The 12625-nt window shown below is 45.5% G+C and carries 12 protein-coding genes; 3 read left to right on the forward strand and 9 right to left on the reverse strand.

The features are described 5' to 3' along the window. Position 1: 1 nt before the first annotated feature. Positions 2 to 745 carry a DeoR/GlpR family DNA-binding transcription regulator gene (locus MFP28_RS10190; protein ID WP_002907363.1) on the reverse strand — a complete coding sequence of 248 codons (744 nt, stop codon included), beginning with the start codon at positions 743 to 745 and terminating at the stop codon, positions 2 to 4. A gap of 124 nt (positions 746 to 869) precedes the next feature. Between MFP28_RS10190 and MFP28_RS10195 the strand changes: the two genes are divergently transcribed. Then, positions 870 to 1646, forward strand: coding sequence for a glycyl-radical enzyme activating protein (locus MFP28_RS10195; RefSeq protein WP_032916103.1), 777 nt, complete (start codon positions 870 to 872; stop codon positions 1644 to 1646). A 71-nt stretch (positions 1647 to 1717) separates the two neighbouring features. Here MFP28_RS10195 and MFP28_RS10200 read toward each other — a convergent pair whose 3' ends face one another. Continuing rightward, positions 1718 to 2587, reverse strand: a complete 870-nt coding sequence (locus tag MFP28_RS10200) for a glycosyltransferase family 2 protein (RefSeq protein ID WP_002907366.1) — start codon at positions 2585 to 2587, stop codon at positions 1718 to 1720. Between the two features lie 210 nt (positions 2588 to 2797). On the opposite strand from MFP28_RS10200, the gene MFP28_RS10205 reads away from it, so the two are divergent. Then, a complete protein-coding gene (locus MFP28_RS10205) occupies positions 2798 to 3739 on the forward strand; it encodes a nuclease-related domain-containing protein (protein ID WP_002907367.1) in 942 nt (313 codons plus the stop codon). Between the two features lie 79 nt (positions 3740 to 3818). Here the strand turns inward: MFP28_RS10205 and MFP28_RS10210 are convergent, their stop codons facing one another. The 6 genes from MFP28_RS10210 to MFP28_RS10235 form a co-directional block, all read right to left on the reverse strand. Further along, positions 3819 to 5234 (reverse strand): LPXTG cell wall anchor domain-containing protein, encoded by a 1416-nt coding sequence (locus tag MFP28_RS10210; protein WP_002907369.1) that lies wholly within the window; start codon positions 5232 to 5234, stop codon positions 3819 to 3821. 118 nt (positions 5235 to 5352) lie between these two features. Further along, on the reverse strand, positions 5353 to 6282 hold the full coding sequence (locus tag MFP28_RS10215; RefSeq protein WP_002907371.1) for an aldo/keto reductase: 930 nt from the start codon (positions 6280 to 6282) through the stop codon (positions 5353 to 5355). A 9-nt stretch (positions 6283 to 6291) separates the two neighbouring features. Beyond that, positions 6292 to 8070, reverse strand: a complete 1779-nt coding sequence (locus tag MFP28_RS10220; protein WP_002907372.1) for a glycoside hydrolase family 35 protein — start codon at positions 8068 to 8070, stop codon at positions 6292 to 6294. Continuing rightward, on the reverse strand, positions 8071 to 9432 hold the full coding sequence (locus MFP28_RS10225; protein ID WP_002907374.1) for a PTS sugar transporter subunit IIC: 1362 nt from the start codon (positions 9430 to 9432) through the stop codon (positions 8071 to 8073). A gap of 5 nt (positions 9433 to 9437) precedes the next feature. Then, positions 9438 to 9755: a PTS lactose/cellobiose transporter subunit IIA gene (locus MFP28_RS10230; protein WP_002907375.1), complete on the reverse strand. Its 318-nt coding sequence runs from the start codon at positions 9753 to 9755 to the stop codon at positions 9438 to 9440. 8 nt (positions 9756 to 9763) lie between these two features. Then, on the reverse strand, positions 9764 to 10081 hold the full coding sequence (locus MFP28_RS10235) for a PTS sugar transporter subunit IIB (RefSeq protein ID WP_080556482.1): 318 nt from the start codon (positions 10079 to 10081) through the stop codon (positions 9764 to 9766). A gap of 204 nt (positions 10082 to 10285) precedes the next feature. On the opposite strand from MFP28_RS10235, the gene MFP28_RS10240 reads away from it, so the two are divergent. Continuing rightward, positions 10286 to 11482: an ROK family protein gene (locus MFP28_RS10240; protein WP_002907377.1), complete on the forward strand. Its 1197-nt coding sequence runs from the start codon at positions 10286 to 10288 to the stop codon at positions 11480 to 11482. Between the two features lie 90 nt (positions 11483 to 11572). On the opposite strand, the gene MFP28_RS10245 is transcribed toward MFP28_RS10240, so the two are convergent. Beyond that, positions 11573 to 12469, reverse strand: coding sequence for a PEP phosphonomutase (locus MFP28_RS10245; protein ID WP_002907378.1), 897 nt, complete (start codon positions 12467 to 12469; stop codon positions 11573 to 11575). Positions 12470 to 12625: the final 156 nt, after the last annotated feature.

Genomic DNA, 12625 nt, shown 5'->3' on the forward strand with positions numbered 1-12625 from the left:
GCTAGATCAGAGTCAGCTTGATATCGGCAGCTTTCAAGCGCTCAACAGCCTCTTTCGGAATCGCCTTGTCAGTCACCACTTGAGCAATCTGCTTGAAGCCAAATCTCTTAACCGTACCTTTTCTGGTAAACTTGCTTGAGTCCGTCAAAACAATCATCCGGTCAGATGCCTCTGACATATACTGCACAACCTCACTCCGCATCAAATCCTTGCCTGTAAAGCCTAGATTTTCATCATAGCCATCTGTTCCGACAAAAGCATGTTCTACGTGGAAAAACCGAATCATTTCCTTGAGAAGAGGCCCTACTGTCACTTGAGAATCTTTCTGAAATTCTCCGCCCAGTAAGATAATTTTACAAGAATCAGTTTGTTTTATATAATCCGCAATAAAATAAGAATTGGTAATAATCTTGACATTCTTCTTCGTTCGGCAGATTTCCTCAGCTAGCAAGGCACAGGTCGAACCTGATTCGATCATAATGGTTTCATTATCCTGAACGATTTTTGCTGCTTCCTGGGCAATTCGGCGCTTGGTATCATAATGAAAGGAAAGCCTGACATTCAGATCATCGCCGCTATTTAAAACAGCATAGCCATGCTCTCTGCGCAACAGACCTTTGGTTTCCAGCTTATCCAAGTCTTTGCGAATCGTTACTTTGGACACTTTTAAGCGGTCAGACAAAGTATTGACATCGATTCGTTCAAATTCAGATACTAATTTAACAATTTCATCTAAACGTTCCATTCTATCACCTCTGCTATTATTGTAACAAAAGACGCCTTAAAAATAAAATAAAAATACCTTTCATTCGTAATTGTTTTTCTTTCTAAAATAAGTTATAATGATTGTATCCAAAGGAGGCCTGAGTATGGAAACAACAAAAGGAATTATTTTCAACATCCAACATTTCAGTATTCATGATGGACCAGGGATTCGTACAACGGTTTTCCTCAAGGGCTGTCCTCTGCGCTGCCCTTGGTGCTCCAATCCAGAATCACAGCAATTCAGACCCGAGCCTATGCTGGATGCTACTACCAAAAAAAGCATCACTATGGGGGAGGAAAGAAGTGTCGAGGAGATTATCAACGAAGTCCTAAAGGACAGAGATTTTTATGAAGAATCTGGCGGCGGCCTGACCTTATCTGGCGGAGAGATTTTCGCCCAGTTTGAATTTGCCAAGGCCATTCTCAAAGCGGCTAAGGAAAAAGGGATTCATACCGCTATTGAAACAACTGCCTTTGTAGAACATGAAAAATTCGTGGATCTCATCCAGTACGTTGATTTTATCTATACAGACCTGAAACATTATAACTCTGTCAACCACCGCAAGGTGACTGGAGTAAAAAACGAATTGATTGTTCAGAATATCCACTACGCCTTCACTCATCAAAAGACGATTGTTCTGCGCATTCCTGTCATTCCAGATTTTAACGACTCCTTAGAAGATGCAGAGCGGTTTGCGACTTTGTTTAATGAACTATCCATCAATCAAGTCCAGCTATTGCCTTTCCATCAATTTGGCGAAAATAAATACAAATTACTTGGCCGAAAGTATGCCATGGAAAATGTCAAGGCCTTGCACCCTGAAGACTTATTTGAATACCAAGACGTCTTTTTGAAGCATGACATTAATTGTTATTTTTAGTCTTTAATTTTTCAAACACTAAAAAACAAGCTACGCTTTCAGCCCTATGGTTGAAAGGTGGCTTGTTTTGTTTATTCTCCAAATAGTTTGAGTTTGCTTTCAATTTCCTGATAGACCAGACTGGACTGCATGCCGACAGCTGCAGCGCTGTCGCGACAATATTGGAGCAGGAAAGTGTAGTATTTGTAGTAGAAGCTCAGGTCATAGCCCAGTTTACCCAAAATGGCTAGCTGCTCCTCAAAACCTACAATCAAGTCTCGGAACCACTGCTCATTCCAAGTCATGGAGATGCTATTTGGCCGCAAGCGATAGTAATAGAGCGGTTCATTGAGGTAGATAATCTTCTCTGACTGAAGATACAGCTTATAAGTTGTGAAGGCATCTTCGGCCACTCGGCCGACTGGATAGCGCACTGTATCAAAGAGCTCACGCTTATAGAGCTTGGCCCAGGCACAGAGAAAGACACCGTCTAGCATGCGCCGTCTAGGGTACTCCTCGATTATCTCTTCTCGCGTATAGAGGGTTTCAAAATGCTCTGTCGAATAGTAGAGGAAGGCTGAATCCTCTGCACGAAAGCTACAGTGGTGACCAATAGCAATGTCCGCATCATACTCCTTGAGCTTTTCATAGAGGCGGGCAACATGCTGCTCAGGCAGCCAGTCATCCGAATCCACAAAAATCAAATAGTCTGCACTAGAGTGCTCAATCCCTGTGTTGCGGGCACCGGACAAGCCTTGATTGTCCTGATGAATGAGATGAATCCTCGCATCCTGATCAGCTAGCTCTTGGCAAATCTGACCAGAAGCATCTGTTGAACCATCATTGACTAGAATAATTTCCAGATTTTGATAGGTCTGACGACAGACGCTGTTCACACATTCTGCTAAATACTGCTCAACATTGTAAACAGGGATGATAACACTGATTAATTCCTGAGACATGATAACTCCTATTCTTTTCCTGTCTTTTTATTATACATGATTTTTTAGGTTTGTGAGGTGTTTTTGGAAAATAAGTTTTTAAAGGGTAGTTTCCGTTTTTTAGACATATTTTGATTCATTGTTCAATTGTTTTGTTTTTACACTTATAAAAATCTTCCGTCCTTTATTTTGTGCTATACTCGAATTAGGGATTTTAAGGGAGATTAGGAAATGTTTGGATTCTTTTTAGTTGCATTTGTGGCTGTCTTTGGCATCGTCTTTTTTATCAGTTATAAGCTACTTGAAGACAGGGAAGATAGGGACTCGGATTGGTCGTCCAGCCAAAGCCCAGAGCCTGACTATTTCCAGCAAACCCAGACTGCCCCTTGGGAACTCAAATATAACAAGGGAAAACAGGGAGAGTACCAGCTTGGTCAGGTCTTGAACCAGCTCTATGGCTATAAAAAGATTTTGTACAATCTCTATATTTTCAAAGAAGATGGATCTACCACTGAGATTGATGCCCTGCTGATTCATCCATCTGGAATTTACATTTTTGAGTCAAAAAACTACAAGGGCTGGATCTTCGGCTCAGAAAATCAGCAATACTGGACTCAGGTTCTTTCCGGAGGCCGTGGAAAATCTTACAAACATTCTTTTTTCAATCCCATTATTCAAAATAAGGTCCATCTCAAATGGCTCAGCTACTATCTCAACCAATACACGCCAAACCTTTATTCCTATATCGTCTTTGGCAATGACTGTCAGCTTAAGGAAATCCATCTAAACAGTGACAGGCATAAGGTTATTCAGACCTGGCAAGTGATAGGAGCAATTGACCGGCAGGCCTGCCAAAGTCCAGTCTACCTGTCGCCCGAGCAGATTGACGACCTCTATCGTATGCTGCTACCTTTGACCAAACGAAAGCAGGTCATCAAAGAGCGCCATATTAACAGCATTACTCAGAATAAACAGCGTAGAGAAGCAGAAAAGATCTGTCCTCGCTGCCAGCATGGATTGGTGCTCCGTACAGCAGTCAAAGGTTCTAATGCCGGTCAGAAATTTTGGGGCTGCTCCAACTTCCCGAGATGCCGCTTTACTCAAAAATACCAGGAACCTGTCTGCAGTCCGCCCGCTGCGCAAGAACCTAATTTTGAACATCCTGTCATGTAAAACCTAAGCCAAACACAAAGCAACAGCTAGAAACTGCTGTTGCTTTTTTGTAGATTATTTTTTTCTCTAGCTTGCAAAACTAAGATTTTTTCTTTAAGCCAAGTAAGCCAGCACCCAGCCCTAAGAGCCCGAGCCCAAGCAGATTGTTCAATAGGCTGCTTTGGCTGCCGGTTTTAGGCAGTTGTTTGGAAGAAGCTTGCTCAAGAGTTGGCTCTTGAGACGCTTCTTGAGAATCCGTCTGGCCGCTTACTCTGTAGGTCAGATTTTCTGCTTGGCCACTCTTTGGATCAGGCCTTGCAGGGGTTGGCTGCTGGGCTTGATTTTGAGAGGCCTGCTCCATATCGGCTAACGGCACGATACTCTTCATGAATACATCTTGTGAAATGGCCCTTTCTTCAACTGCATCTTGAATACCAGTGAGGCTGACAAAATAGTAACGAGCCCAATCCTTGGTCAGTCGCTGAATACCAGCCAGACCAGCTCCTGGATACCAGAGCGGCTTGCTCACTTCTTCAGCAAATTTCCAGTCACCGCCAACTTGAATACCAAGCTTGGCATCTGGGTCAGATTTTTCAGAAATACGAGCTTCTACGGAAACTAAAACAGCCCGAATGGTTTGAGGATTTGGAATATCACGGGCCTGATCAGAGCCCCAGTGGGCAACCCGATCCTGCTTAGGTAATACCTCAATAGCTGTTCCCCCGCCAGCCAAGGCTTCCTGCCGTGCATCTCCTACGTTGCTGGACATATTTCCCTTGAATTGAGAGACCCATTGAACTCCTTGAGGGTGATCCACAATTTTCTCCCAGACATTGGAGTCCTTCCGGAGCACGAAAGCCTGCATGTTACGAATATCCGCCCAAGCATTGCTGGCCTTATTGTCCGTCATTTCCATCACAACGCCCCAAGGATCAAATTCATTCATCCATTTGCCGCGTTCCTTGTCAAAGACAGCCTTCGCTTCTTCGTCGGTCATCCCTTCGCCTTTATAAGCAAGGTAGTACCAATCCGCTGCTGGGTCATAAGTTGGACGGCCGCCTAATACGACGGCTCCGCCATTAAATTGGCCAGGACCGCCATTAGGACCGCGCTTTTGACGCTCCCCATTTTCTTCAACGACATTTTCCTCCGACCAAACCCAGACATCCCCTTGATTGGCTCCCATCTGAGCAATGGCGCGCTGCTTCTGCTCATCGGACATAACCTGATTGGCTGGCAATTCGCTAGCGGCTGCAGCTGATTCGACCTGATTTGCAGGAGCTGCTTGGGGTTCAGCCACAGCTGGATTTTCAGCCTCAGGACTTGCTTGCGGTGCTGGAGAAGCCGGCGTTTCAGCCACTGCGGCAGGGGCAGGCGCAACATCTTCTGCTTCAACTCTTGAGACAGCTGTAAAAGCTGCTAAGGACAAGAGGGAAGCACATAGCAGCAAGCCGCTCCCATACTTGGCAGCAGAAGCAGATTTTGTTATAGCTTGCCAAGAAAACTTATTATTCATATCATTCTCCTTTCATAAGGCACAGAGTCGAGCTTAATCAATGAAATATGCAGACCGATTCGCTACTCTTAGGCTTCATTGATTCTGAATAACAAATAATCTCCCTGCAAAAACAAGCTTAGGGCAGAGGATTCCCCGCGCTCTTGTAAATCTTATACCAGTCAGCCCGAGAGAGCTCAATATCAAAAGCAGCCACCATTGAGCGAATTCGCTGCGGATTCATGGATCCAACAATCGGCTGCATTTGTGCCGGATGACGCAAAATCCAGGCGAGAACTAGGGCTTCAAAAGAAACTTGATAGTCTGACGCAAAGGCATGCAGAGTTTCTGTAAGCTGAGCATATTTAGGATGCTCTGTAAAGAGTCCCTGGTTCAAGTCAACCTGAAATGGTGACCAAGGCTGAATCGTGATATGATGCAATCGACAATAGTCCAGCACACTACCATCCCGAACGATTGCTAAAGGATTGAGCATATTGGCATTGAGCCCAGCATCCAGCATCGGAGTATGGGCAGGACCAAACTGCAGTTGGTTGGCAATCAAGGGCTGCTCCACACTTTTTTGCAGCAACTCTATTTGATAAGGATTTTGATTACTGACTCCGAAATAGCGGACCTTCCCAGCTTGATGCAGCTGTGAGAAAGCTTCGGCCACCTCTTCCGGCTCCACAAGAGCATCTGGCCGGTGCAGGAGGAGCACATCCAGATAGTCTGTCTGCAAACGCTCCAAGCTGGCTTCAACTGAACGAATAATATAATCCTTAGAAAAGTCAAAATGGTAGTTGGTGTGAACATCCCGCAGTCCGCACTTAGACTGGATGAGAACTCGGTCCCGGGGAATCTTAGCCAAGCGAAGAGCCTGCGCAAACTTGGCCTCTGACTGCCCACCAGCATAAACATCTGAGTGGTCAAAGAAATTAATTCCCACTTCTACGGCTGTTTCAAGAACGGAAACAACCTCTTCGGGATCGTGCTCTGCCAGTCGCATGCAGCCCAAAATCAGCTGACTGGCTCCCTCCAGTTCATTCCCGACTGTTATATATTTCATCGCAACACCTCATTTCTTATAGACTGGATGGTCAAGCAAGGTCAACTCTTCAATCTTGACATTTTCAGTTTCAAAGACGATAAATTCATTCTTTTCCTTAAGCAAGCCAGACGGCACATAGAGATAGTGAATTGGCCCTTCATTCCAGTAGCGGCCAAGGTTGAAGCCGTTGACCGAAATACACCCCTTCCCATACTTAGAGCAGTCAATAAAAGTATCAGCGATATCATCTAACTCTGCTTCAAAGCGATAGAAGGTCGGTGCTTTGACTCTTTCCGGTGGAGCTGAGTAGCAGTCTAGCTTGGCCAGCATTTCCTGGTCAAACTTGAGCGCATAATGCTTCCAGCCCTTACGGAACTGGTGGTTAATCATGATACCGCCCTTGACTCCCTTGGATTGACTGGGTGCGCCCAGCTTGTAACCATAGTTGACCCGCCCCATATTTTCCACCAGCACATCAATCTGAATCCGCTCGGTGTCAGCTGAGAAGAGCATCTCATCGCCGATTTCTTCACGATACTGAGTAGCCAGGTGCTCCTGATTGACATAGAAATGGCAGCGGTCATGAGTCTCCAATGCCTTGAGCCTTTCCTCATGGTATTGATTTTTGATATCGGAACGGTAGAGGATATAGCCATGATTCTGCCCAATCTGCTCCATAGGCTGCGGATAATCCAGCAGAATTTCCTCTGTGATGTCCGCTGCCACATCCAGCAGATTTGCAGTCCCAAGCAGCGGAAAATTGCCATAGGCCTTGGCCTGTCGGCTAATAGGCTCCATCTGCTCAAGCTCTGGAAAGACCTCGTGGGTCACCCGCTGAACAGCGTAGTATTTCTCGGTTGGCTGCCCCCACTCAGTAATGGGTGCGTCAAAATCATAGGAGGTAATCTGTGGCAAATCCTTGGTCTTTCGTGCCGAACAGCCGCTGATAAAACCAAAATTGGTCCCACCTCTTAGTAGGAAAAGGTTCATGCTGCCCAGCTGCAGCATTTCTTTGACATCCTGAGCCAAATCTTCGGCTTCACGCCGAACGATTTCCTCGCTCCAGCGGCTGAACCAGCCGTCCCAAAACTCGGTACACATAAGTGGCCATTTCTTGCCATAGCGCTCCATGAAAGCTCGCAGATTGTCTGTATTTTCCTTGGGCTGAGATCCGAAATTCCCCGTTACAAAAATATCATCCTCAATCAAGGTCCCAGACTCCAAAGCCTCTATCCATGTTCCATCAGAGGTAAAGAGGGGAACCGTAACGCCACGTACCTTCATCATCTGCGCAATACTGCGCATGTAGGCCTTGTCCTCGGCGTAAGAACCGTATTCATTTTCCACCTGCATCATGAGGATAGGGCCGCCTTGATCACTCTGATAGGGCAGAAGCTTGGGAAATAGCCAGTCATAGAAATGACTGACCTTTTCCAGAAAAAGCGGATGATTGACCCGCAGGCGCATCGAAGGATATCTCAAGAGCCAAGCCGGGAGACCACCAAAGTCAAACTCTGCACAGATGTAAGGCGTCGGCCGGACAATGAGATAAAGCCCCATCTCCTCAACCAACTTGAAGTATGCTTCAAAATCCAGCATGCCCTCTGCCTGAAACTGTCCTTCCTGAGGCTCATGCAATGCCCAAGGAATATAGGTTTCTACCGTATTAAAGCCTAGAGCTTTGAGATTGTAAAGGGTATCTCGCCACTGATCTGGATGAAGCCGGAAATACTGAATAGCTCCCGATAAAATCTTAAAAGGCTTGCCATCCAGGTAAAATTCTTCTTTAATTTCAAATTTTGCCATCTATCCAAGCTCCTCCTGTTTATCTGCCATCTTGACAAAGGGCAGATATATAGCGGTTGAAATAGCGATATTAACCAGCGAAAGAATAATTGCCCGCCAGTCGAAGGCTGTCGCAAAGAAACCATAGAGAATCGGCGGCATGACCCAGGTGACGTTTTGAGTAACCGGCGCAACCAAGCCCATAGAGGTTGCAAAGTAGGCTACTGTTACCATGACCATTGGCGTCAGGACGTATGGAATAAACATAATTGGATTCAAAACAATTGGCAGGCCGTACATGACTGGCTCACCGATGTTGAAGACCATTGGGAAAATTCCCAATTTGGCCACTTCGCGATAGTGCTTGTTCCGAGATTGCCAGAGAATGGCAATGGCAACCCCAATCGCATCAAACCAGACAAAAGCACCAAAAGAATTATCCGTCCACATATAAGGAATCGCATGCCCAGCCTGATAAGCTTCTAGATTAGCCAGCATGGTCACACCAAAGAGACTGGCCATAACTGGCGCTAGCACATTACCGCCGTGCAGTCCGAAGAACCAGAAAATCTTATTGAGAAAGACAATGAGCAGCACAGCCCAGAAGCTTTGAGACAAGCTGAGAAGCGGCGCCTGAAGAATCTTGTAAATCCAGTCAATCAACAGCTCGCCTGTTACCAGATTAAAGAGATAGGTCGCAATTCCCACGACATACATAGCAATCGCAGCCGGAATGATAGACAGGAACGGCTTCATGATAGCTGGCGGAACAGAATCTGGAAGCTTGATCGTCCAGTTACGATTCATGACCTTACAAAAGATGATGACAGACACAAAACCAATCAGAATAGCAGTAAAATAGCCACGCGCACTGATCTGGTCCCCTGGAATGACACTGTTAATTGTCACAGACAGGTCACTGCCGTCAAGTTTTAGCTCTGGAAGTTTTGAAATCGCCTTGCTCAGCCCTGGTGTTTTGCCAGCCAACTCAAAGGTTTTAGTAACTGATCCACCAATGGTAATGATATAGGAAGCAACTGCCACCAGACCAGCAGATACCTTATCAGTATTGTAAATCCTAGCGATATTGACCCCGAAGGTAAAGAGGAACAAGAGGGTAACGATAGGAATACTGCCCTTAAATACCAGCCAGTTAATATCAATCAGCCACTGGAAGGTAGAGGAAATCCAGGTCCAGCCGAACTGTCCTGGCAAGTCAGATAGAAAGGCGTTGACCATGAGGGCGAAAGAGCCCGTCATAATCACAGGCATGGTCCCGATAAAAGAATCCCGTAGGGCAACCAGAAATTTTTGGTTGCCGATTTTATTGGCAATAGGCATGAGACGCGCTTGCCATTTATCAACCAAACTACTCATCTGCATTTCTCCTATTCATCAAATTTTTTATGCAAATCAACAATCTCCTTTGCCAAATCAACAAAGGCGATACTGGTCATGAGATGATCCTGCCCATGCACCATAAATAAACTAAGTTCTGTCTCCTCTCCTTGTGCCTCCTTGCTCAGCATTTCAGCCTGAGCGTGATGGGCTTGCAGTAGGGCCTTCTGAGCCTGACTCAGTCTATCCTGAGCTCGGTCAAAGTCCTGCTTTTTAGCTGCCGCAATGGCTTCGATAGCACAAGACTTAGCCTCTCCGCCATACATAATGAGGGTCATAGCGACCTCTAAGGATTCTTTATTTTCCATAGGAGCACCTACTTCATGAGCGACTCTGCCAGATCCAGGACCTTATCCCCCTTCATCATTCCGTAGTCCGTCATAGGGATAACATCGACCGGAATGCCTTTTGAAGTTAGTTTTTCCTGTAAATCCTCCAATAGATAGCGGACCTGAGGCCCCAGCAAAAGGACATCAGCCTTTTTCTCGCTTAGATAGTCTTCTGCTTCTGACACTGGCACCGCAAATATCGTCGCAGCTAAGCCTCGCTCCTCTGCAGCTTTCTGCATTTTATTGACCATGAGACTGGTGCTCATCCCAGCCGCACAGACTAACATAATCTGTTTTGTTTCCATCGGCATCCTCCTTTATGAATCTGACCTAGACTGCAACGACGCTTACCATTTATTTTTAATATATAAACAAAAATCCAAAAATAGAATATTTTCTACTATGTTATTAATATTCTATAAACATTATAACTATTTTTCTGTACTATGTCAACGCTTACATTTGAGATTTCTAGCTTTTTTTGATAGTATAGCAGCAGAGGAAACAAGATGACACGAACTAGAAAACAAAACGAGCTAAGGGCAACTGTTCTGGATCAGCTCTATGCCAAACGACCAATTTCTCGAATTGATATTTCAAAAGAAACTCAAATTACACCAGCCACGACCGGCAGCATCATCAATGAACTGATCAAGGAAGGCTTGGTACTGGAGCTAGGCGAGCTCAATGACGAGAGCGTAGGCCGCAAGAAAACCCTGCTAGATATTGCGCCTCGTAGCCGCTACTATCTGGGCTTTGAGATTTCTGAAAAACAGCTGGCCATCGTCATCGCTGACAATACCGGTGAGATTGCAGAAAGCAGCATTCGGACTTATCAGGTCGAGGTGACAGGCGGGCCGTCTGACCAGGAAATCATCCGGCTCATTCAAGATTTTCTGAAAAAGAACAGCCAATACCCCATCTCAGCGATTGCCCTCGGGCTGCCTGGGCATGTGAATCTCTCTGAGAGTGATTTTATTATTTCTAAAAACCCCCACTGGGGACAGATTAACCTGCAGACTATTCAAGAAGCTTTTGACCTTCCTGTCTACTTTGCCAATAAGTCCCACTGCCTGACACTGGCTGAACGCCTCTTTAGCTATCATCCGACAGACAGTAATTTTATCGTCTATCATGTCGCCAGAGGTATTCATTGCTCTTACATGTACAAGGGCAGCATTTACAGTCAGGATAATTATCTTATCGGGGAGGTGGGGCATACCGTTATCAATCCTGAAGGCGAGCGCTGTCCTTGCGGCAAGCACGGTTGCCTACAGGTCTATGCCAGCGAGAGCGCTCTGATTGACAAAGCAGCTATCCTGTATCGTGCTTCCCAGACCTCGCTCTTAAAGACTCTTGTAGAGGACGTCAATGACATTGATTTGACAAGTCTGATGACTGCCTATCGCTTAGGAGACCTGGGCAGCATTGAGTTGATTCATACTGCCTGCCGCTATCTGGCCATTTCCATTTCCAACCTCTGCCAGCTTATTGATAGCGAAAGGATTTATCTGGACGGCCAAATATTCTCCTACCCGATTATTGCCGAACAGGTCCTGGCTCAGTTAGAGCAGGAAGTACCTCTCTTTCCAAAACAAAAACAAGCAGAGATTGTCATTATCCCCTACTCTAAATACAGTATTGCCCGCTCTGCAGTCAGCCTCTGTGTCTATCATGAATTTTTAGATAAAAAAGGAAACCTATAAAAGCCGAGACAAGAATCTCGGTCTTTTTTTTACAAAAAAAAAGAGACAGGCTTTCTAGAAGCTTACCCCCTAAAAGACTGTCTCATTTTACTATCTATTAATCGAACGTGAAATCATGGAAATGGTGTGGCGCTGTCCTCTAAGAGCCTTACTCATGGCAAAGATATTTTCCACTGGAGCCAGACAGCCGTAACCTGAATCCCCGATATGCTGGATATCTACACCGCAGATTTTGTTGCGGATGGCCATTTGCTTGACTATATCCTCATCAGCACTCTCCTGGCTGGTACCGATCGCACTCATAACCAGAGCCCCTTTTTGATGGGCCAGTCGGACAATCTGCTTCAAGTCCTGCTCGTCAAAACCAGGCACACTGCCGACTGCCGGTGCTAGGACAATATCAACACCTGCTTCGATAAATTGAGCGATTGCTTCTAGGTCTGCTACCGGCTCATCCACACCTGAAGCATGCATTTTGCCAGCAATCAGGAGGCCTGAAAAATTCTCCTTGACCACTCGAATGGTGTCTATAATGGCCTGATTGGTGACACCAGTTCCAGGATTACCCGTCAGACAGATAAAGTCAACCCCCAGCTCTTCCGCTCTCTGAATGGTTGCTAGACTAGCTTGACGGCCTTCATTAATGATCAGGCGTTCTCCCGCCATCTGGGCCTGGCTATCCACCGGCTCTAGATTGATACCGATAGGACGACCCACCAAGCGATGAAGTTCCTGAACAAAATCTTCCTTGGCATCCAGACCAGCTACAAAAGGCTGGAAGATATCAATCCCATTCAGCAGAATCAAGTCAGCACCAAAAGACCGAGCAATTTCTGCATTGGTCACATCGCCAATATAAGATTCTTTGAAAGCTACGTTTTCAGACAGGATAACGCGGCCCTCACTGGCCTTGATGCTCTGTTTCAGCTCCGGCGCAGTCATACTTAAAATTTCTGAAGCATTTGAACTAATGAATCGTTTTACCATAAGAACATCTCTTTTCTTTATTATTCATTAATAAACACTTTGAAATCTATTCTATTTGGACATTTTGTTTATTTTTTGTTATCAACTACAGTATAGCACAAGGTTATAGAAATGTAAACGCTTTATATTTTCTTTGACAAAATAGCCTGCTTTCGC

It is taken from the genome of Streptococcus sanguinis (assembly GCF_050234405.1).
Lineage (GTDB): Bacteria > Bacillota > Bacilli > Lactobacillales > Streptococcaceae > Streptococcus > Streptococcus sanguinis_W.

Excerpts from the sequence above, each read along its gene's own strand:
- MFP28_RS10220 (WP_002907372.1), bottom strand. The coding sequence starts at position 8,070 with ATGGCAAAATTTGAAATTAAAGAAGAATTTTACCTGGATGGCAAGCCT.
- MFP28_RS10195 (WP_032916103.1), top strand. The coding sequence starts at position 870 with ATGGAAACAACAAAAGGAATTATTTTCAACATCCAACATTTCAGTATT.
- MFP28_RS10230 (WP_002907375.1), bottom strand. The coding sequence starts at position 9,755 with ATGGAAAATAAAGAATCCTTAGAGGTCGCTATGACCCTCATTATGTAT.
- MFP28_RS10245 (WP_002907378.1), bottom strand. The coding sequence starts at position 12,469 with ATGGTAAAACGATTCATTAGTTCAAATGCTTCAGAAATTTTAAGTATG.
- MFP28_RS10215 (WP_002907371.1), bottom strand. The coding sequence starts at position 6,282 with ATGAAATATATAACAGTCGGGAATGAACTGGAGGGAGCCAGTCAGCTG.
- MFP28_RS10225 (WP_002907374.1), bottom strand. The coding sequence starts at position 9,432 with ATGCAGATGAGTAGTTTGGTTGATAAATGGCAAGCGCGTCTCATGCCT.
- MFP28_RS10240 (WP_002907377.1), top strand. The coding sequence starts at position 10,286 with ATGACACGAACTAGAAAACAAAACGAGCTAAGGGCAACTGTTCTGGAT.
- MFP28_RS10235 (WP_080556482.1), bottom strand. The coding sequence starts at position 10,081 with ATGGAAACAAAACAGATTATGTTAGTCTGTGCGGCTGGGATGAGCACC.
- MFP28_RS10205 (WP_002907367.1), top strand. The coding sequence starts at position 2,798 with ATGTTTGGATTCTTTTTAGTTGCATTTGTGGCTGTCTTTGGCATCGTC.
- MFP28_RS10210 (WP_002907369.1), bottom strand. The coding sequence starts at position 5,234 with ATGAATAATAAGTTTTCTTGGCAAGCTATAACAAAATCTGCTTCTGCT.
- MFP28_RS10190 (WP_002907363.1), bottom strand. The coding sequence starts at position 745 with ATGGAACGTTTAGATGAAATTGTTAAATTAGTATCTGAATTTGAACGA.
- MFP28_RS10200 (WP_002907366.1), bottom strand. The coding sequence starts at position 2,587 with ATGTCTCAGGAATTAATCAGTGTTATCATCCCTGTTTACAATGTTGAG.